The organism is Sulfitobacter sp. (assembly GCF_036961165.1).
Taxonomy (GTDB): domain Bacteria; phylum Pseudomonadota; class Alphaproteobacteria; order Rhodobacterales; family Rhodobacteraceae; genus Sulfitobacter.
On the sequence record NZ_JBALVJ010000006.1, the window covers coordinates 87617 to 107164 of the forward strand.

Annotated in this window: 24 protein-coding genes; 14 read left to right on the forward strand and 10 right to left on the reverse strand. The window is 57.1% G+C overall.

Features of this window, described 5'->3' with window-relative positions; all coding sequences use genetic code 11:
* Positions 1-8: 8 nt before the first annotated feature.
* On the reverse strand, positions 9-1283 hold the full coding sequence (locus tag V7730_RS05195; protein ID WP_335746530.1) for an MFS transporter: 1275 nt from the start codon (positions 1281-1283) through the stop codon (positions 9-11).
* Positions 1284-1393: 110 nt separating this feature from the next.
* On the opposite strand from V7730_RS05195, the gene V7730_RS05200 reads away from it, so the two are divergent.
* The 6 genes from V7730_RS05200 (at position 1394) to V7730_RS05225 (ending at position 7329) form a co-directional block, all read left to right on the forward strand.
* A complete protein-coding gene (locus V7730_RS05200) occupies positions 1394-2569 on the forward strand; it encodes an MFS transporter (protein ID WP_335746531.1) in 1176 nt (391 codons plus the stop codon).
* Positions 2570-2655: 86 nt separating this feature from the next.
* Positions 2656-4602, forward strand: coding sequence for a threonine--tRNA ligase (gene thrS, locus V7730_RS05205; protein WP_335746532.1), 1947 nt, complete (start codon positions 2656-2658; stop codon positions 4600-4602).
* 193 nt (positions 4603-4795) lie between these two features.
* Positions 4796-5098: a BufA1 family periplasmic bufferin-type metallophore gene (locus tag V7730_RS05210; RefSeq protein ID WP_335746533.1), complete on the forward strand. Its 303-nt coding sequence runs from the start codon at positions 4796-4798 to the stop codon at positions 5096-5098.
* Between the two features lie 73 nt (positions 5099-5171).
* Positions 5172-6032 carry an MNIO family bufferin maturase gene (gene bufB, locus V7730_RS05215; protein ID WP_335746534.1) on the forward strand — a complete coding sequence of 287 codons (861 nt, stop codon included), beginning with the start codon at positions 5172-5174 and terminating at the stop codon, positions 6030-6032.
* Positions 6032-6784: a DNA-binding domain-containing protein gene (locus V7730_RS05220; protein WP_335746535.1), complete on the forward strand. Its 753-nt coding sequence runs from the start codon at positions 6032-6034 to the stop codon at positions 6782-6784. The genes bufB and V7730_RS05220 overlap by 1 nt, the downstream gene beginning before the upstream one ends.
* Entirely contained in the window at positions 6781-7329 is a 549-nt protein-coding gene (locus V7730_RS05225; protein WP_335746536.1) for a DoxX family protein, read from the forward strand. The genes V7730_RS05220 and V7730_RS05225 overlap by 4 nt, the downstream gene beginning before the upstream one ends.
* Here V7730_RS05225 and V7730_RS05230 read toward each other — a convergent pair.
* Complete coding sequence (locus V7730_RS05230) at positions 7326-7646, reverse strand: ArsC/Spx/MgsR family protein (RefSeq protein ID WP_335746572.1); 321 nt, start codon at positions 7644-7646, stop codon at positions 7326-7328. The genes V7730_RS05225 and V7730_RS05230 overlap by 4 nt on opposite strands.
* Positions 7647-7825: 179 nt before the next feature.
* Between V7730_RS05230 and V7730_RS05235 the strand changes: the two genes are divergently transcribed.
* On the forward strand, positions 7826-8032 hold the full coding sequence (locus V7730_RS05235; protein ID WP_335746537.1) for a cold-shock protein: 207 nt from the start codon (positions 7826-7828) through the stop codon (positions 8030-8032).
* Between the two features lie 54 nt (positions 8033-8086).
* Here the strand turns inward: V7730_RS05235 and V7730_RS05240 are convergent, their stop codons facing one another.
* The 4 genes from V7730_RS05240 to thyX form a co-directional block, all read right to left on the reverse strand.
* Positions 8087-8263: a hypothetical protein gene (locus V7730_RS05240; protein ID WP_335746538.1), complete on the reverse strand. Its 177-nt coding sequence runs from the start codon at positions 8261-8263 to the stop codon at positions 8087-8089.
* A 521-nt stretch (positions 8264-8784) separates the two neighbouring features.
* Positions 8785-9084, reverse strand: coding sequence for a hypothetical protein (locus tag V7730_RS05245; RefSeq protein ID WP_335746539.1), 300 nt, complete (start codon positions 9082-9084; stop codon positions 8785-8787).
* 122 nt (positions 9085-9206) lie between these two features.
* Positions 9207-9644, reverse strand: a complete 438-nt coding sequence (locus V7730_RS05250) for a DUF4062 domain-containing protein (RefSeq protein ID WP_335746540.1) — start codon at positions 9642-9644, stop codon at positions 9207-9209.
* Complete coding sequence (gene thyX, locus V7730_RS05255) at positions 9641-10561, reverse strand: FAD-dependent thymidylate synthase (protein ID WP_335746541.1); 921 nt, start codon at positions 10559-10561, stop codon at positions 9641-9643. The genes V7730_RS05250 and thyX overlap by 4 nt, the downstream gene beginning before the upstream one ends.
* Before the next feature lie 191 nt (positions 10562-10752).
* On the opposite strand from thyX, the gene V7730_RS05260 reads away from it, so the two are divergent.
* From V7730_RS05260 to V7730_RS05280, 5 genes are all read left to right on the forward strand, one after another.
* Positions 10753-11898 (forward strand): hypothetical protein, encoded by a 1146-nt coding sequence (locus V7730_RS05260; protein WP_335746542.1) that lies wholly within the window; start codon positions 10753-10755, stop codon positions 11896-11898.
* A 47-nt stretch (positions 11899-11945) separates the two neighbouring features.
* Complete coding sequence (locus tag V7730_RS05265; protein ID WP_335746543.1) at positions 11946-13343, forward strand: surface lipoprotein assembly modifier; 1398 nt, start codon at positions 11946-11948, stop codon at positions 13341-13343.
* A gap of 76 nt (positions 13344-13419) precedes the next feature.
* A complete protein-coding gene (locus tag V7730_RS05270; RefSeq protein WP_335746544.1) occupies positions 13420-13854 on the forward strand; it encodes a VOC family protein in 435 nt (144 codons plus the stop codon).
* Positions 13851-14561 (forward strand): DUF1194 domain-containing protein, encoded by a 711-nt coding sequence (locus tag V7730_RS05275; protein ID WP_443070187.1) that lies wholly within the window; start codon positions 13851-13853, stop codon positions 14559-14561. The genes V7730_RS05270 and V7730_RS05275 overlap by 4 nt, the downstream gene beginning before the upstream one ends.
* Positions 14558-15274 (forward strand): DUF1194 domain-containing protein, encoded by a 717-nt coding sequence (locus tag V7730_RS05280; RefSeq protein ID WP_335746545.1) that lies wholly within the window; start codon positions 14558-14560, stop codon positions 15272-15274. Before V7730_RS05275 ends, V7730_RS05280 begins: the two co-directional genes overlap by 4 nt.
* 43 nt (positions 15275-15317) lie before the next feature.
* On the opposite strand, the gene V7730_RS05285 is transcribed toward V7730_RS05280, so the two are convergent.
* Positions 15318-16139: a class II aldolase/adducin family protein gene (locus V7730_RS05285; protein ID WP_335746546.1), complete on the reverse strand. Its 822-nt coding sequence runs from the start codon at positions 16137-16139 to the stop codon at positions 15318-15320.
* 172 nt (positions 16140-16311) lie between these two features.
* Here V7730_RS05285 and V7730_RS05290 point away from each other — a divergent pair, with 172 nt between their 5' ends.
* Entirely contained in the window at positions 16312-16767 is a 456-nt protein-coding gene (locus tag V7730_RS05290; protein WP_335746547.1) for a YHS domain-containing (seleno)protein, read from the forward strand.
* Between the two features lie 103 nt (positions 16768-16870).
* Here V7730_RS05290 and V7730_RS05295 read toward each other — a convergent pair whose 3' ends face one another.
* From V7730_RS05295 to V7730_RS05305, 3 genes are all read right to left on the reverse strand, one after another.
* The gene (locus V7730_RS05295) at positions 16871-17389 is read right to left on the reverse strand and encodes a MarR family winged helix-turn-helix transcriptional regulator (RefSeq protein WP_335746548.1); all 519 of its coding nucleotides are present in this window, start codon (positions 17387-17389) and stop codon (positions 16871-16873) included.
* An 80-nt stretch (positions 17390-17469) separates the two neighbouring features.
* On the reverse strand, positions 17470-17760 hold the full coding sequence (locus V7730_RS05300) for a succinate dehydrogenase assembly factor 2 (RefSeq protein ID WP_335746549.1): 291 nt from the start codon (positions 17758-17760) through the stop codon (positions 17470-17472).
* Entirely contained in the window at positions 17753-18169 is a 417-nt protein-coding gene (locus V7730_RS05305) for a helix-turn-helix domain-containing protein (protein ID WP_335746550.1), read from the reverse strand. Before V7730_RS05305 ends, V7730_RS05300 begins: the two co-directional genes overlap by 8 nt.
* A gap of 118 nt (positions 18170-18287) precedes the next feature.
* Between V7730_RS05305 and V7730_RS05310 the strand changes: the two genes are divergently transcribed.
* Positions 18288-19490, forward strand: coding sequence for a pyridoxal phosphate-dependent aminotransferase (locus V7730_RS05310; protein ID WP_335746551.1), 1203 nt, complete (start codon positions 18288-18290; stop codon positions 19488-19490).
* The last annotated feature ends 58 nt before the right edge of the window (positions 19491-19548 follow it).

The window sequence follows — 19548 nt, forward strand, 5'->3', positions numbered from 1 at the left end:
ACAGGCGTTCAAGCTCCCTCCGCTTCCGGCAGGCCTTTTGCCGCCACCGCCGCGCCAAGCGCCATCACAGAAAATAGCGCCAATACCACTTGCGGCCCAAACAGCGCGGCCCCACCGCCAGCTACCCCTGCTACCAACAGCAGCACGCCGATCACAGTATTGGCCACCGCTGCATAGGCCGAGCGTTCATCGGCGGGCGAGATGTCGACCAGATAGGTCGAGCGCCCCTGACGCACCCCGTGATAGGGGATCATCAACGCAAATAATGCAACCGGCATCGCCCAAACCGTCTGCGCAAGCCCCATCTGCGCAAACGCAAGCGCCAGACTGATTGCCAGCGCGCCGCAAATACCCGTAAGCATCAGCACACGACGGCTGGACTGGTCGGATAGGCGGCCCCAGACGTAGGAACTGATTAACGATGCTGCCGCCGATGCAAGCACCAAGGCTCCCAATGATCCCAAAGAGCCACCGTGCTCACCTCCGAGAATCACGAAGTACGGCGGGGCCAGCGCGGTCGACACAAGCAAGCCGCGCACGATGATAAATCGCCACAGAACGGGGTTGTTTTTAAGGACTGAAAAAGACGCTTTCAGATCACCTTTGGTTTCGCTCGGTTCTTCCTTGAGCGTTGAAAACAGAACGGCGGCCAACACCCATAGCGCTGCGGCAAGACCGATTGCCGCGATAACGGCGCCGCGTTCTTGCAAGATGCCGGAGATCAACAGGCCCGCAAATATCAGCACGCCGATGGAGGAGACTGAACCGGCAAGGCCGGTCACAGACCCGCGACGCGCCTGACCCACCGTCTTGCCCAAAATATCCTTGTAGGAGACCGAACAAAGGGCGCGAAACACCGCCAAAGCAGCAAGCGCCCCACATATCGCTAAACCGGCAGCCGCGCCTTCAAGGCTGAGCGCGGCAAGAACGATAAGCCCTGCGCAAAGCCCTTGACCGGCTGAGCCGATAATCCACGCCCATTTACGCCGCTGCAAGCTTTGCACCCATCCTGCCATCACGATCTGCGGCAATAGCGCGCCGCCTTCTCGCAACGGCACAAGCGCCCCGGCATAAACAGCAGGTGCACCAAGGGAAGTCAGCAACCAGCTCAGCACCAGTTTGGGATCAATCAGTCCATCCGCCACCTTCGTCATGCTCAAAGAGGCGGCATGGCGCAGGCCGTTCGCAGCTTCTGCATCGCGCGACGCATCTTTCAGGCTGTCCGAAGGCCCTTCTGTGCCGGAAATTGCGTGAAAGGCCTTGTCAGTCAAGGTCTGCTGCATGAGGTCATGTTCCTTATCGTGCGCTGTTCAATACCCTGTGCCGCAACGGCACTTCGCCCGCTCTGGCGCTGTCGCTTGCAGGTCAACCCAACGGTGGTAAACCGATTGGCATGGATACAACGCAACCAGATCGCCTTTTGATCCCAACTCTTTCCGCCTGTAACTTCATCATCGGGATCGGTGCCTTTGTTATCATCGGCATGCTAGAGCCGCTGGGCGCAGATCTGGGGCGCAGTCCTGCGCAGGCGGGGCAGTTGATGACCGTATATGCCGTGGCCTACGCAATCCTGTCTCCTCTGCTGGTTGCGATTACGGGCACTGTCGGGCGCAGGAGGGTGATGGCCGCGGCTTTCGCGATGTTCGCATGCGCCGCTGCCCTGTCCGCACTTGCACCTAATTTTGCATTTCTGGGCGCTGCACGGGTTCTGGCTGCTGCGGGTGCCGGCATTTTCACACCACTCGCGGCCGCGGTTGCAGCCGGCCTCTACCCAGAAGCACAGCGCGCGCGCGTGCTGGCGGCAGTGTTCTTTGGCCTGACCATCAGCCAAGTCGCGGGCGTGCCGGCGGGCAGCTGGGTTGGCTATACCTTTGGCTGGCGGTGGGCGCTTTGGATGGTGTTTGCGCTGGCCCTGCCCTGCATCTGGCTGATCTGGACGCGGGTGCCTGTCGGGCTGCGTTTCCAACCTGTCTCACTGCGCGATTTGCGCAATGTTATGAGCGAAGGGCGGCTGATGCTGGCCATCGCCTTCACCGGTACGTTTATCGGCTCACAGTACATTCTATTCACCTACATCACACCGCTACTGTCCGAGACGATGGAATTTGGCCGTGACGGGATCACGCTGATCCTTGTGATTTCTGGTCTTGGGGCCGTCCCGGGGAATATCATGGGCGGGTTCCTGTCGGACCGCTTTGGCTGGCGCGTGACGCTAACGGGTCTGTGTCTGGCGCAGATGTGCGTCATGCCCATGTTCTCGCTGTTGCCGCTAAGCTTGCCGCAGCTGTTTGTCTTGGTATTTCTTTGGGCCATGTGCAGCTGGTCATTCATGGCCGCTCAACAAGGCCGTTTGATCGGGCTCGCGGGGCACCGTGCGCCTGTCGTGCTCGCCCTCAACGCTGCTGCGATCTATGTGGGCGCGGCCATCGGTTCCGCCATTGGTGGCGGGATGATTGCTGGTTACGGGCTGATATCTCTGGGGATTGCTGCAGGCATCGGGGCCAGCATTGCACTGGTACATTTAGCACTATCGATACGGCTCAACCCTTTGCGCGGCACCACCTCTTGACGCCGCGCGCGCAGACCGTCACATACGCTCCCACATAAACCCGCAACCGGGCGTCTCGTAGGCGCCAAACTGACGAGGAGGCCCACATGGCCCAGATCGCACTCACCCTTCCCGATGGCAACGCACGACACTACGACGCAGGTATCACTGCGGGCGAGGTCGCGGCCGATATTTCAAAATCCCTTGGCAAGAAAGCCATCAGCGCGACAGTGAACGGAGCGCACTTTGATCTGGCATGGCCGATCAACGATGATGCAGCCATCGCCATCCACACCATGGCAGATGAAGAGCAGGCAAATGAGCTAGTGCGCCACGATCTGGCACACGTCATGGCGCGTGCCGTTCAGGATATCTGGCCCGACACCAAAGTTACCATCGGCCCCGTCATCAAAGACGGCTGGTATTATGACTTTGACCGCAAAGAGCCGTTCACGCCCGAAGACCTTGGCCTGATCGAAAAGAAGATGAAACAGATCATCAACGCCCGTGACCCCGTCCGCACCGAGGTCTGGGACCGTCCGCGCGCGATCAAGCATTACGAAGATTTGGGCGAGCCTTACAAGGTTGAACTTATCGAGAGCATTCCGGGCGACGAGCCGCTGCGCATGTACTGGCATGGCGATTGGCAGGATCTGTGCCGTGGCCCGCACCTGCAACACACTGGCCAGCTGCCCGGCGATGCGTTCAAACTGATGAGCATTGCCGGCGCTTACTGGCGTGGTGACAGCAACCGCGCGATGCTACAACGCATCTACGGCGTGGCCTTCACCGGCAAGGAAAAGCTGAAGGCCCACCTGAACATGCTGGAAGAAGCGGCCAAACGCGACCACCGCAAGCTGGGCCGCGAGATGGACCTGTTCCACATGCAAGAAGAAGCACCCGGTCAGGTGTTCTGGCACCCCAACGGCTGGATGATCTACACTCAATTGCAGGATTACATGCGCCGCCAGCAGCGCAAAGGCGGCTATGTCGAGGTGAACACCCCGCAGGTCGTGGACCGCAAGCTCTGGGAGGCCTCGGGCCACTGGGAAAAGTATCAGGACCATATGTTCATTGTCGAAGTGGACGAAGAGCACGCGCGCGAAAAAACCGTCAACGCGCTGAAACCGATGAATTGCCCCTGTCACGTCGAAATCTTCAAGCAGGGTCTAAAGTCCTACCGCGACCTGCCGCTGCGTATGGCCGAATTCGGGTCATGCAACCGCTATGAGCCCTCCGGTGCCTTGCACGGCATCATGCGGGTGCGGGGTTTCACCCAAGACGACGCGCACATTTTCTGCACCGAAGACCAGATCGAAGCAGAGACCGCAAAATTTATCGACTTTCTGACAAACGTTTACAAAGACCTCGGGTTTGAGTCCTTCAAAGTCAAATTTTCCAACCGGCCCGACAGCCGCGCCGGCTCGGACGAGGTTTGGGACAAAGCCGAGGCTGCCCTGCTTTCCGCGACCCGCGCCGCCGGGATCGAGCCTGAGCTCAACCCCGGAGAAGGCGCGTTTTATGGCCCCAAGCTGGAATTCGTGCTGACCGATGCGATCGGGCGGGATTGGCAATGCGGAACGCATCAGGTGGACTTCGTGCTGCCGGAGCGGCTCGACAGTACCTATATCGGTGCGGACGGGGCAAAGCATCGGCCTGTTATGTTGCACCGCGCAACCCTTGGCTCGTTCGAGCGCTTTATCGGCATCTTGATCGAGGAACACGCAGGCAAGCTGCCCTTCTGGCTGGCACCACGTCAGGTTGTCGTGGCCTCTATCACTTCTGATTCAGATGCCTATGTGGCAGAGGTCGTAGCACAACTGCAAGCTGAAGGCGTGCGCGCTGAAGCGGACATCCGCAACGAAAAAATCAACTATAAGGTACGTGAACATTCGGTCGGCAAAGTGCCGGTGATCCTTGCTGTGGGGGCCCGCGAAGTGGAAGAGCGTACCGTTTCTGTCCGCCGTTTGGGGGAAAAGCAGACCTCTGTTCAAGCGCTCAGCGATGTTACAGCCGCGCTGAAAACAGAAGCCAAACCACCGGATCTTCTGTAACAATTGACGCAGAAGGGGGGCCTTGTGCCCCCTTTTTGTTTCAGAACTGGAACATTTTGCGTTTAACCCGGCTAATTCCACACAAAAAATCTGACACAGCTGTGACACACTGCCTCGTGAGTAGATTTACCGCAGCTGTCCTGCTTAACTGACCTACAGATATTCACCACGACCTCAAAAAGGGAGAGACCTGATGTCCACAACCATGAAAACACTCGCCATTGCCGGTGCCGTTGCAGCGTCAATGACAGGCGTGGCAACCACCGCCGACGCCGCCTCGAAAGAGAAATGCTACGGCGTATCGCTGGCTGGTAAAAACGACTGCGCCGCAGGCCCCGGCACTACATGCGCAGGAACATCCGTGACAGACTATCAGGGCAACGCATGGTCCTTGGTTGACGCAGGCACGTGTGACGCCATCGAAATGCCCACTATGGCAGACGGCACATCCCGCACAGGCTCGCTCGAAGCTCTGGACCGCGACCTGCCAGCATAAGACTGCACCATTCGCAGGGCCCAACGTATATTATGGGCCCTGCACCCCACTGCAAAATACGGAGTGCATTGCTATGTTTGACCAATCCTCTCCTGCCCGACCTTTGCCCATCGGCGTAGGCGTTGGCTACAAGCCCCAGCATTTCAATGATCTGATGGCAGCGCCCGCGCCAGTGACCTGGATTGAGGTCCACGCCGAAAACTACATGGGGGATGGCGGACGCCCCCCTGCGCAACTGCGTGCCTTGTCAGAGCATTTGGCCCTTTCCGTCCATGGTGTCGGCCTATCCATCGGCGGCGAAGCACCGCTGGACCGCGATCACCTTAACTGCTTGAAAATTCTGTTGGAGAGAAGCAATCCAGCAAGCTTTTCCGAACATCTGGCATGGTCCACCCACGGCGCCGAATTTCTCAATGATCTGTTGCCCCTGCCCTACACACAAACAACGCTAGACTGCGTGGCCGATCACATTGATCAGGTGCAGGACACGCTGGGCCGGCAAATGCTGCTTGAAAACCCCTCAAGCTACCTCGCCTTTGCTGAAAGCACCTTCTCTGAAACCGACTTTTTAGCGGCACTTGTCCGCAAGACTGGCTGCGGTTTGTTGTTGGATGTGAACAATGTCTTTGTTTCATCCACAAACCTCGACGTCAGCCCGCATGCCTATATTGATAGCTATCCATTGTCGGCAGTGGGCGAAATCCATGTCGGCGGCCACGACGAAGATCACGATGACGCAGGCGCACCCCTGTTGATTGACAGCCATGGCGCGCCCGTAGTCGATCCTGTCTGGGCGCTGCTGGATTACACCTTACAGCGCACAGGCCGCAAACCTGTGCTGGTAGAATGGGACACTGATGTGCCCGACTGGCCCGTACTGCGCGCAGAGGCGGAGCGCGCTGCGACCGCACTTGCAGTAATTGGGGTGCGCTGATGCAAGTCAGCCAATCGCTTTTTCGCGCGGCTTTGCTGGATGCGGATGCGCCTGTTCCTGACGGCTTGCTGGACGCACAAGGTGCGCCCGCTGGCAGACGCTATGCCGTCTACCGCAACAACGTGACCGTCTCATTGATTGAGGCAATGAAAGCGGCTTTTCCGACAGTGCGGGCGCTGTTAGGCCAGCAGAACTTTGACACGCTGGTTCCGATGTTTGTGCGGGCACATCCACCACGCTCTCCCTTGATGATGCATTATGGTGCGGATTTCCCAACCTTCCTTGAAGGCTTCGCGCCGCTTGCGCATCTGGGTTATCTTGCCGATGTTGCACGGCTAGATCTGGCGCTGCGCGCGTCCTATCACGCCGCTGATGCTGCCGCTTTCGACCCGACACTTCTACAACAACCGCCCGAAGCCCTCTCGGCGCTCAGGCTGCACCGCGCCCCTGCGACGCGTCTTCTCCGTTCGCGCTGGCCGCTTTATGATCTGTGGCGTCGCGCCAATGAAACGGATGCGCCGAAACCGCGCGCCGCCGGCCAAGCGGTTCTGATCACACGCCCTGCGTTTGACCCCGAAGTGCACCTGCTCCCCACTGGCGCTGCCACATGGCTCATTGCGCTGGAAACACACCCCCTCGGCGAAGCAATCGAAGCAGCGACAGCCGCTGCACCCGACTTCGACTTCGCCGCCACATTGACACTCGCCCTGCAAGCCCACGCATTTTGCAGCCCTGACAAGGACAAAACATGACTGCTCTTTTAAACGCTTACCGCTCACTCACCGACACGCTGGACCGCGCTGATTGGCTGCTGCCGACCCTTGCGCGGTTTTTATTCGCTGCGATCCTTCTGATGTATTTTTGGGTCTCCGGCCTGACGAAGCTGGGCAATGGGCTGATGGGTATTTTCGCGCCCTCAACAGGTGCTTACGTCCAAATCTTCCCACGCTTGATGGAGGCGGTCGGCTATGACACCGATCAGTTCACAATGGTGCACAAGATGTTTGTGCTGGCCGGCACATGGGCCGAGTTCATCTTGCCCGCGCTCATTGTGATCGGCTTGTTCTCGCGCCTTGCGGCGCTTGGCGTGATCGGATTTGTGGCCCTGCAATCGCTGACCGACCTTTACGGCCACGGCGGCTGGGAAGACCCCAAAGTGCTGGGCGCGTGGTTTGACCGCTTCCCCGACGGGATCATCATGGACCAGCGCGCCCTGTGGGTTTTCGCCCTGCTGGTGATCGTGATCAAAGGTGCAGGCCCACTGTCGTTTGACCGCGCCCTAAGCCCGCGCAACTAAAGCGTGGCCTGCACTGCTGCTTGTGTCTGGGCCGTCCACCCCAGAAACAGCGCATCCCCGATCTGGATAAGCGGACGCTTAATCAATGTCGGGTGCGCGGCCAGCAGCTCAAGCGGCGGCGCGTTCCGCTCATCCGCATCCAATCCGCGCCACGTAGTGGAGCGCGTGTTGAGCAATGTGTCGCCGAATTGCGCAAACGCCCGCGCCATTACCGCATCAGGCACGCCTGCTTCGCGCACGTCGAAAAAAGTTGCCTCTGGCAGTGTTTTCAGGGCCTTTCGGCAGGTATCGCAGTTTTTGAGACCGAACAGGCTGATCATTGCTTAAATACTCCTCAGTTGAGTTTGGCAGGCGTATGATTTTAGAAAAACTACGCGCCGTGCCTTGATTTTTTCCAAAATTGACCAATCCTTTATTATGCGTGGGCGTCAAGATGGCCTTGGCTCCCTGCCCCGTTTTACAGCGGGAAGTTACTAGAACAGGAGGCGCGGAAGCGATGCCAACGGGAACCGTCAAATGGTTTAATACAGCAAAGGGCTTTGGATTCATTGCCCCAGAAGGGGGCGGGAATGACGTGTTTGTACACATCTCGGCCGTGGAACGTTCGGGGCTGACGGGCCTCGCGGATGATCAAAAGGTAAGCTACGAGCTTTCCGAGGGGCGTGACGGACGCCAGATGGCCGCAGACCTCAAGCTGCTGTAACCCCTGCCCCGGCGTCTGCGAGGGCGCCGGAGTTTCCAGAGCGGTTTGAAACGCTTAGTCGAACGTACAGCCTTTTGTCCCGATGGGGCAATCAGCGCGCGCATGGTAGGTTTTGCGCTTCACTTTATACGCCTTGTGGACCTTTTTCTTGGCCACGGGATGCGCCATGGCCGACTGATAGCTGACGTGCTGGTTCGGCGTGCCGCAACAAATCACCCCGTTGATCGACACAGGCTGAAGGCCCGTGGGGCAATAGTTTTGCGATGTTTTATACGGTTAAATTTTGGCCTCTGCGCTGGCTGATTGCGGCATAACTGCGGCCAGCCCAAGTGCTGCGACAAGCGCCAATCCATTGAATTTTGACATAATAACCTCGGTTCTAATTGTATTGAGGTCAGTTTTGCCAATGCGCCGGTTCAAGTCCAGCTTTTTCAGGCCCCGTTCCACTCAAGAATATGCACAGCGCCCGAACCGAGGGGGGGGGAAGAAAATCGCCCACCCCTCGGTTCGGGCGCTGCCCAATCGGAGATTGGGCATGTGTGTGGTTCGCGTATTGTTTTCGAAACGTAGGGTGAGTGAAAACCAACAAATGCGCGTGGGTTTCACTGCGCTCTCTATTCCGAACTATCGTCTGCCTTTCTTAGCGCTCTTTGCTGATCCAAGAATGCAAGCACTGCTTGGCCTTTATTGTTGAGGAAACTGCGCCTCCATATTACGCCAGCAACTTTTTCGTTCTCTGCAAGTCCATGGATTTAAAACTTTGGAAGAACACTAAAATAAAGAAATGTTTCGAAGTCAGTTGCATTTTCTGCATCTGTAACGCCATTTACGACTTGGTTCCGGCTTAAGTCCATAAGATCAAGCAGGCTCCGCTTTCCTTGTTCGCCGCCCGATATTTCCCCTGGCACAACGACTTCTATGGACTTCAGAACATCAATCAATGCTTCGAAACTACTATTTGAAGTTTCTGACTTGCTAGCGCCTTTCAGTTTTGAGATTTGATCTCTCAAATTCAGATTTTCATCTCTGGCTGCACTCAATGTTTCTTCCAAGCCAGAAAGGTCCTTAACGTATTCGCCAGAAACCCACCCCTTTCAACCAGAAACCCACCCCTTCAAATCGGGATTTGTTGACAATTCCCCAAGACTTTCATGGACGCATAGCTTGATATCTTTCAATTCATCAAAGAATGAAGAAATATTCGTAAGAACCTTTTCTCGAAATTGCGCCAGTTTTTTAGGGTTCTCTTTTTCCATCGTTGCGTGCCGAATTCACGAACCTTTACTTCAAGCGCATCATGGTTAATTACAACCGCAAATACTGGCTTGCCAGCTTCGATCGCATAGTCATATTCTAACTCTGTATAGCCAAGTTTGGTTTTGGGTTCTAGTGAGCCATATCGCCCCCCAAGGATCAGCATGTATATGTCAGATTGATCAATCCATCTTCGAATTGTGTCCATCTGAGACTGGTCCCCCGCCGTAAAAAGCTCCATTCCAGCAGGAATATGTCCCGACTTAAGAATAGCACTCACCGCAGCCTGTCGTTCAGAAATTAGATCCGTGAAAGTGCTAGAAACAAATACAATTAGCTTCCCTGGGATATTACTCACTTAAGCGCCCCCTCAAACTCACGCCACTCCCCCTTGCTCATCCCGCTATTCTCCTGCGTGACCTCTTCGCCTTTCAGCATGCGGCGCACGCAGTCCAGTGCTTTGCCTGACAGGGTCGCGCCACCCAGACGGTAATCCTCGAACGCGCCATAAGCAGCCGGCACCCAGTCGGCGACGACTTTGCAGATGGCATCGGCGTAGACGCGGATTTCGTATTGGGCGTGTTCGTCCGCGCGCAGGCGCAGGAAGTGGAACAGGTTGTGCAGGTCCACTTTCCAGTACCACTGGGTATAGATGTTGGTGGGCAGGTTCATGCGGGCCAGTTCGCGGGCAAGGCCGTCTTGCGCTTCGCCGTCGGGGCCGGTTTCCCCGATCATCGCTTCGTAGTTGTCATAGGCGCGGTTGGAATCGGACTTGAGGATTTCCAGCACCCGCGCGGCCTCGGCCCCTTCCAGCACGCCACCGCGGCCCTGATTGTTCACCACGCTCTGCGCGTTCACGTGTTCAGGCGCGGGGATGTAGAACTCACGATCGAGAATCGAATAGCGCGCAGAGTATTCGTTGACGTTGGCCGTCCGGTGGCGAATCCACTGACGTGCGACGAAGACGGGCAGTTTCACGTGTAGCTTGATCTCGCACATCTCGAAGGGGGTGGAGTGCCAGTGACGCATCAGGTAGCGGATCAGCCCTTCGTCGTTCTGAACAGATTTTGTTCCTTTTCCGTAGCTTACGCGTGCAGCCTGACAGATGGCGGCATCATCGCCCATATAATCAATGACGCGGATGAACCCGTGATCGAGCACTTCGTGCGCGGTATAGAGGTGCGCCTCCATCCCCGGCGAGACAGCCCGCAAGGTCGGTTGCGGCGTGGCGCGCTGTGCGTCGATTTCGGCTTGTTGTTCTGGGCTGATGGGCATGATGTGTCCTGTCGGTGGGATTCGTCTACAACTATATCTGGTGTATGGCTCCGCGTGAACGCCATATAGGGTATTGTATTTTCGTCATGGTGTTGCGGTTTATGCGCTACCTCCCTTTGGCAGCGTTGACAAACGGGGGGACGGACGGTGATTGTTGCTGAAAATGAGAATAATGCTTTGAGGGCAGGCCTGTGAAAAATAAAATTATCAGCCTCGCATTGATTGCGGGATTGGCAGCGTGTAGCGGTGGTAACCCGTTTGATGAGACGGACACGGATGGCGGTACAACCGGCGGGACGAATGGCGGCACAACCGGCGGGACGAATGGCGGCACAACCGGCGGGACGGATGGCGGCACAACCGATGGCACGGACACTAGTGGTGAGACGGACGGCGACGGTATCGCTGTTGACGGCATTCCCCCCGGTACAGAATCCCCTAACGCCGGCTCCACAATCTACCGGAGCGAAGCGCGCGTCGATTCTTCGTCTGCCTCAGGTTACGGCAGCGGTTTTGCCAATTCTGTCAGCTACAACAGCACAGATGATACGTTCACCGTGAATAACCTCGCCTTTGACGGCGACAGCCCATATGTCCGCGGCGAAGACGTGAGCAGCTTTCACGAAGGAGAGGACCTAGGACGATTTTCCGTCTATGAGGCCGAAGAACTGGCGAACGATCCGATTTCCGGTGATGCCATCAACCAGTTCACCTACCGCGCTATCTACGGAACCAGCCGCAACCGGACAGGCGAAAATAATGAGTTGGCGTCTACCCAGTTTGCGATCATCCGGACGGGTAACTACGTACGATACGGCTTTGGCGGGTTTGTATACCAGCGAGACGATTCCGTGATATTGCCAGAAACCCTGCAAGCCAAGTACACAGGCAGATCTGCCGGTTTGCGTGATTTCAATACAGATGGCGGATTGCAGTACACCACGGCAGACGTAGAGATCATCATCGATAGTGAAGACTTTGATGAGGGTGCTGGCGTGGATGGGACAATCCGCAACCGCCGCGTCTACGATCTTGCAGGCAATGATATCACCAGCACGGTTGCCAACGGCATCTCTCCGAACCTTACCGAAATTCCGGTAGCCCAATTCGTGATCGGGCCCGGCGTTCTTGAGGACAGCGGCGATCTGGTAGGTGAAATTACAAGCCAATACAGAAACGCTGAAGGTGAAATTATTGCTTACGAAGAAGGCAATTACTACGCGATTGTGTCCGGTGATGATGCGGACGAGATTGTCGGCATCTTCGTTTTGGAAGCCCTCGACACGCGTGATACCGGCGGCTTTATCGTTTATCGGGGCGACCCTGTAACGCAATGATGCGGTTAAGACAGCAGATTAGAGCTTTTACAATTGGCGCGGCGGTTTTGACCGCTGCGCCTGTTGCGTTGGCACAGCAAGCACCTGAAACGGCGGTCCACTTGTCGGTCGAGCAGATGCGCCGCGCCGCGGAACTGAACTTGCGTAATGAGCAATACGGCCGCGCGTTGGCCTTTGCGGATGCCTTGCTGGAACGTGACCCTCAAGACGTCACCGCCTTGCTGATCCGCGCTCATGCACTGAGAGCGCGTGCGAAGTATGGCGAAGCGCAGCAGGCCGCACGCGATGCATGGCGTCTGGCCAAGACCTATAACCAAAAATTCACCGCTTCTATGCTAATGGCTCAGGCACTGTCGTCGGATGGCAAACGCACGCGTGCGCAATTCTGGCTGCGCCGTGCGGCGCAAGTTGCGCCGACAACGGCACATGCGAACCGTGCGGTGCAGGACTTCAGATACGTCCAACAACGCAACCCGTGGCAGACCAATCTCTCGTTCACCTTCCAGCCCAGCTCCAACATCAACAACGGCTCCGCGAACGACAGCTCCACATTGCTGTACGAAATTCTCCATCGCATTCTGGGCGACAGCGAAGTCGCTCTTGGCGCGTCCAGCAAGGCACTATCGGGCCTGGAGACGGGTTTAGCGCTGCAATCGCGCTATCGGTTCTATCAGACCGAACGAACAGCACATGATCTGCGGATTGGTCTATCCTACCGCACGTACCGGCTATCAAATTCCGCCAAGGACGATCTGGCGGCCGAGGATGCCGCCCGTGTGGCACGGGGAGAAGCCCCGCTTGACGTGTCGGGTGCGGATTTTGCGTTTGGTACGGTGCAGGTTGGCTACGGCTACAAACAACTGCGCGCAGACCGTCGGGGAGAGTTCAGCCTGAGCGCCGACATCGGCCAAAGTTTTTACGGCGGCGCGCGCTACCAACGTTACCTGCGCGCGGGCATCGGGCAGTCCTACTATCTTGATGCCAAGAACAAGCTCGATTTTGGATTAAGCACCGATATCCGGCGCGCCCAGCGCGGTGGAGACCAGGAACAACTAAGCCTCAGCGGCGGCATCAGCAAACGTCTGGCAGGCGGAGATGGTCTGTATCTGGGGGCGGCGGTCAGCACCATGCGCTCGGATACCGAGCGGCTGGAATATGACGAGGTGCGCCTGCGTTCGGGCTATCTTTTTGGCCGCGAAGTGATGGGGACATCGCTCCAACTAGGTCTCAGCACCAGCTATCGCGATTATAATGTCACGCCCCATGGCCCTGACGGGCGGCGTGAATTCCAAGTTGCTGCCGAGGCAACCGCAACGTTCAAGAACATCGACTATATGGGTTTTAACCCCACGGTCAGCCTGAGCGCCTCAACCACCAACAGTAACATCGGGCTGTATGATGTGAACCGTGTCGGGCTGAGCATCGGAATTGCGTCGGCATTTTAGCGCGCCTTGGCTCGACAGCGGCGTGCGCAGTGCTAGGATATGCTGCAGATAACATTGCCGATAAAGGAGCCCTGCAATGCCGATCAAATACCTGCACACCATGGTCCGCGTCAAAGACCTTGATGCCTCAATCGCCTTCTACAAACTGCTTGGGCTGGTCGAGCGCCGCCGGATCGAGAATGAAGGCGGGCGGTTCACGCTGGTGTTTCTCTGCCCACCCGGCATGGATGACGGCCACGCAGACGTGGAGCTGACCTATAACTGGGACGGCGATGATGGGCTGCCTTCGGACGGGCGCCACTTTGGTCACCTCGCCTACACGGTCGATAACATCTATGAGACGTGCCAACATCTGATGGATAACGGCGTGACCATCAACCGCCCTCCCCATGACGGCCGCATGGCCTTTATCCGCTCACCTGACAACATCTCGGTCGAGTTGCTGCAAGAAGGTGATGCCCTGACACCGGCAGAGCCTTGGACTTCTATGGGCAACACTGGTCATTGGTGATCCGCACGTTAGGCCTTGCGGCGGGGGTTACCCTCGCCGCGCTGCCTGCGATGGCAGTCGAGTGCCGGTTGGCGTTGGCCTTGGCAATCGACGTTTCCAGTTCTGTTGACGCGGCGGAAGACGCCTTGCAACGCGGCGGTGTTGTGGCGGCGCTGACTGCTCCAGAGGTAGAGGCGGCGTTCTTTGCCGCAGACCTGCCAGTAGCCTTGGCCGTTTACGAATGGTCGGGCCGCTACAATCAGGAAACCATTCTGGACTGGACCCTGATTGACAGCCGCGCAGCCTTAGTCCGCGCTGCCGAGACCGTGGCGCAGTCCAAACGAAGTCATAACGATTTCCCCACAGCCATGGGCTATGCGCTGGGATATGGGGCGCAACTGCTTGATCGTGGCCCGGATTGCTTGCGCAAGACGCTCGACATGGCGGGCGACGGGCAAAGCAACGAAGGTTTCGGACCCGCGAGCGCCTACCGAGAGTTTCCCTTTGACGGTGTGACGGTCAACGGGTTGGTGGTAAATGCTGCCGATTTCGAGGGCGAAGTCGAGTTGATTGCGTTCTACCGAGGTGAGGTGATCCATGGGCCAGGAGCGTTTTTGATAATCGCTGACGGTTTTGAGGACTATGAGCGTGCCATGCGCCGCAAGCTGGAGCGTGAGCTAACGCCGCCTTCGATCGGAGCACTGCAGACCGAAGGAAACGCCGGATGAAGGCTGCGCTCCTTGTCGCACTCCTTGTGGTTGGCGTGGTGCAGGCTGCGGCCGCGCAGACGTGTCGTCAGGCTTTGGCCTTGGGGCTGGATGTGTCCGGTTCCGTGGATGCACGCGAGTACCGGTTGCAGATGAGCGGGTTGGCGACAGCTTTGAGCAGTCCAGCGGTCCGCGCGGCCCTGTTAGAGCAACCCAACGCACCGGTTGAATTGCTTGTCTTTGAATGGAGCGGGCCGCTGGACCAGACAACTTTGGTACCTTGGACGCAGATCACCGATGCGGCGGCGCTTGAGAGCGTGACCGACGCGCTTGGCGCTGCGCAGCGACGCGAGGATGCGACGCCCGGCACTGCGTTGGGGGTGGCGATGGCACGCGGGGCGCAGATGCTGGCCCAACGGAGCCAGTGTTGGCGGCGCACGCTGGATATCTCTGGTGACGGTAAAAGCAATCTTGGACCGCGACCGCGCAGCGTCAAACCTCAGCTTGCGCACAAGGGGATCACTATTAACGCGTTGGTGATCGGCGCGGGCAATCCCCCAAGCGGGGACAATCGGCAAAGTGACATCGCTGAATTAAGCGCCTATTTCAGTGCAGAAGTGATCGTAGGACCCGATGCATTCATCGAGGTCGCACTTGGGTTCGAGGACTACGCCGCCGCCATGGAACGTAAACTGTTGCGTGAATTGGACGGGCTTATCGTTTCGATGAGATAGGTATGTCACTGACCACCCAAGCGAGCGGCCAGTGACAGGAACATTACTGATCGTGGCCCGGGTTCTGGCGCGCCAGCTTGCGCATTAGGCCGGGCCAAACCAAATTATCGCCCATGCCCGGCGTGAAGGCGCCAGCCGCCTGCCCTGCAACGGTATCAGCCATGGCCTGAGGTTCTTCATGTAGGTTTTCGGTGCCTGCAGCCTGTGCGAGGATCTGCGTCTTGCAGGCATTTTCGAGGAAATACATCCGCAAGAACGCAATCGCGCAGTTCGGGCCAACGGTCAGCGTGCCGTGATTGCGCAGCATCAGCAGGCTCTTGTCGCCGATATCCGCGACAATCCGTTCCCGCTCATTCAGATCCAACGCGATACCTTCATAGTCGTGGTAGGCCAGATCATTAGAAACGGTCATGGCAAATTGCGTATAACGGCGCAGCCCACCACTCTGGACCGATACGGCAACGCCGTATGGCGTATGCACATGGATAACGCAGCCGGCATCATGGCGCGCGGCATGAATTGCGCTGTGGATTGTGAAGCCCGCCGGATTTATAAAATATGGTGTTTCCGAGCAGATATTGCCTTGCAGGTCGATCTTGACCAGACAAGAGGCCGTCATCTCGTCGAACATCACACCGTACGGGTTTATCAGAAACCGCTCTTCGCCATTCTCGTCCGGCAGCCGCGCCGAGATATGGGTGAACACAAGATCGGTCCAGCCATGCAAGGCGCAGAGGCGGTAGGTAGCGGCAAGCTGGCAGCGCAAATCCCACTCTGTTTCGCTGACTTGGGCTTTAAGGCTTGGCAGGCTTTGCGGGTCGGGTATGTCGAAGCCGCCTGAGCGTAGGGCGCTTTGTGTGTTCATTTCTGTCTCCGGTCTGTTTGCTGTTAGGTCAGGAGGAGTGTCAGGTGCGGCCCTGCCATGTGTCAACGATGCTGCTGCGGCGTGACGCGGCGTAGTTCACGAAGATGTTTCCGCACAGCAGCGTAATCTCAGCTAGGATCGTGGTGATCAGAATGAACACAGGACACCTGATATGACGCTGCTTTCCCGCCGGAAAATGATGCACATCAGCGCTTCAACTGCTGCACTTTGCCCTCTGCCGCTACGCGCAGCCTCTGCGCCTGTTTCAGTGAACAGCGCAGGGGTTCCGATTGATGGGTATGATACGACAGCCTATTGGCAAATGGCATCGGCGCAAAAGGGCACGGCGACCTATACCGCCTCCTGGCGCGGGGTGACTTGGCAGTTTTCGTCGCAAAAGAACGCGGACGTATTTGCGACCACGCCATCAAACTTTGCACCACAATTCGGCGGCTTTTGCACCCGCGCAATGTCTTTCGAAAAGGTCGTCAATGGCAATCCGGAGGTTTGGCGCATCTACGAAGGCAAGCTTTACCTCTTTGCACGTCCTGTAGGGGGCGAGAAGTTTGACGAAGGACAGGACGCGATGATTGCAAAGGCGCAAGCCCACTGGGAGACAATGGCGTGACGGAGACATTATGCTCCGCCACTTAACACAGTTTATCAAACCCTGATCCGCAAATCCCTGCGCTGATAAACGTGCCCATTCAACACGAGCGCAGTGACCCCGATCAGTAGATATAGCGAATCTGATCGGTCCAGTAGCGTTCGACCCGTTTGAGCGAAGCGGTAATTTCAATCACGCCGGCGGGTCCAAGCACACCGCGATCTTCCAGACCGCCTGCGTGGCGCAGGAATAGATCGTTGACCACATCGCGAATATAGCGGCCCTTCTCTGTCAAACGCACGCGCACCGAACGGCGGTCGATCTCGCAGCGTTGGTGATGCATATACCCCATTTCCACCAGCTTCTTAAGGTTGTAGCTGACGTTGCTGCCCTGATAATATCCGCGGCTCTTCAACTCACCCGCAGTGACCTCGTTGTCGCCAATGTTGAACAGCAACAACGCCTGAACGGCATTGATTTCCAACACGCCGACACGCTCGAACTCGTCCTTGATAACGTCCAACAACAACCGGTGAAGCCGCTCTACAAGTGAGAGCGCCTCCAGATATCCGGTCATAAACCCTTTTTCAGGGTGGGGCATTGTCTCATTGATTGGCAGACCAATGGGATCCTGAATACTCATACTACTCTCCGACTCTTTGTGGCTCTAAGGTCAGAATGCAGAATAAATCAGAATATTTCGTTAAAGGCTTTCGATCCATATTATCCTTTAGAAACGTGCGCTTGGATATCCGAGATCAGTGTAGCATAGGGTGGCTTTGCCACAGTTTGGCCGGTGACCCACTGGTAAAGGTCATGGTCGTTCTCGTTGAGCATGTCGTCATAGATATCCAAATCCGCCTCGCCCATGTCCGCCAAACTGTCCGTTGCAAACGCGGACAGGATCAGGTCCATCTCTTTGATCCCCCGCCGCATGGAGCGCATGGCAAGGCGCTTTACACGAACGTCACGTGGCTCGCCCAGCGGGCGTTGTTGTGTTGGAATTTCAAGCATCCGAAGTCTCCGTTAACAGGGCGCGCAGGCGTTTCTCAAGCTGCGCAAACCGTTTGTTGTTTTGCAGCATCTCGACTCGCAGGCTGCGCATTTCCGACAGTATATCAGCGGCGTCTGCCGTCAGCACGCCCGATTCTCCGGTCCCGTCCAGCCCTTCGCCTTCGCCGTTGATTAACCACATCATTGAAACATTAAGCAGCCCAGCCAGCATCGACAGCCGGTTGGCGCGCGGCTCTGACAGATCGTTTTCCCACGCATGCAATGTAGGAGCCCGCACGCCCAAACGGCGCGCCAGCACTGGCTGGCTCATGCCGGCGGCCTCCCGTGCTGCGGCAACACGGTCGCCAAATGTGGCGGCCTCCGGTGCGTACCAGTCAGTTTGATCAAGTGGTTCCTGAGATTGTGTCATGGCGTGCTCCTTCAGCGCCAGAGGCGCTTGTATTTCATCAGTCGGCGGCAGAATGCTTGCAACTGCGGGGGGACCCCCTATGAGTGGATTTACTTACATATAGCGCAACGAGGCCAAAATGGAACTGCTCTCCCGTACACTTGCCCGCGTCAAACCATCGCCAACCATTGCTGTTACAACCAAAGCACAAGAGCTCAAGGCCGCTGGCCGTGACGTAATTGGTTTGGGCGCTGGTGAGCCGGACTTTGACACTCCCCAAAACATAAAGGACGCGGCTGTTGCTGCAATTGCAGCGGGTAAAACCAAATATACGGCTGTGGACGGTATTCCCGAGCTAAAGCAAGCGATCTGCGCCAAGTTCAAACGCGACAACGGGCTGGACTATGTTCCCGCACAAGTCAGTGTATCCGGTGGCGGCAAGCAGGTGTTGTACAACGCGCTGATGGCCACGATGAACCCTGGCGAGGAAGTGATCATTGCAGCCCCGTATTGGGTCAGCTACCCCGATATGGTCCTGCTTGCAGGTGGCACGCCTGTGGTCGTGGAATGCGGCATTGAGCAAAACTTCAAGATGGCTCCCGACCAGTTGGAAGCGGCCATTACGCCCAACACCAAATGGCTGATCTTCAACTCGCCTTCCAACCCTACCGGAGCGGGCTACAGCTGGGATGAACTGAAAGCATTGACGGACGTACTGGTGCGCCACCCCCAAGTCTGGGTGATGACCGATGACATGTATGAACACCTTGCCTATGACGATTTCAAATTCTGCACTCCTGCGCAGGTCGAACCGTCGCTGTATGACCGCACGCTGACGGTGAATGGCGTGTCCAAGGCCTATGCCATGACCGGCTGGCGTATCGGTTATGCGGCTGGGCCGGAAAAGCTGATTGGCGCGATGCGCAAAGTTCAGTCGCAATCCACCTCGAACCCCTGTTCGATCAGCCAATACGCCGCTGTTGAGGCTTTGAACGGTACGCAGGATTACATCGCACCACACAACGAAATGTTTGTACGCCGCCGCAATATTGTCGTCGAAGCGCTGAATGCAATCGAGGGGGTCACCTGCCCTGTACCAGAGGGAGCGTTCTACGTTTATCCCTCCATCGCCGGATTGATTGGCAAAACAAGCCCAGCAGGTACGTTGATCGAGAATGACGAGGTCTTCGCAACCGCGTTGCTGGAAGAAACCGGCGTGGCGGTTGTATTCGGTGCCGCCTTCGGGCTGAGCCCGAACTTCCGCATCAGCTATGCCACATCGGATGAAAATCTGGTCGAAGCATGCAAACGGATCACGGCGTTCTGCGCTGGTTTGCACTAAAATAAACCATTGGCCCCATGCGCGTTGACGTGCGGGGGCCTTCACGTCACATACTACT